The organism is Streptomyces milbemycinicus, assembly GCF_002154605.1.
In the GTDB taxonomy this organism is placed as follows: domain Bacteria; phylum Actinomycetota; class Actinomycetes; order Streptomycetales; family Streptomycetaceae; genus Streptomyces; species Streptomyces milbemycinicus.
This window is the reverse complement of record NZ_MUNE01000906.1, coordinates 1,432-1,702: the sequence shown is the minus strand read 5'-3', so window position 1 is coordinate 1,702 and position 271 is coordinate 1,432. Positions and strand designations below refer to the sequence as shown.

1 protein-coding gene is annotated in these 271 nt (G+C 73.8%); it reads right to left on the bottom strand.

What is annotated here, in order from left to right; genetic code table 11:
* Positions 1-271, bottom strand: a 271-nt coding sequence (locus tag CCN51_RS55475) for a hypothetical protein (RefSeq protein ID WP_158104776.1), incomplete at both ends; no start/stop codon positions are given.

Sequence of the window (271 nt, the reverse complement as noted above, 5' to 3'; positions counted from 1 at the left end):
CCGCGCAGCGACACCCCCACCGGCGCGCCCGAACGGTTCGAGTGCTTCACGTGCCACACCCGGGCCGCGGGAACCCTGGCCCCGTCCAGCGCCACGATCTCCGCCTCCGCCAGCCACCCGATCGCGGGCGGCGTCGGCGCCTCGCGGAGAACCTTCAGCGCCTTCTCCGCACCCCTGACAGCCTTACTGACGTCCTCGCGCTCGCTGGCGGGCACGGTCCGGTTCGCCAGGAAAGCGGACGCCTCCCCCACCACCTCGGCCAGCAGCCGAT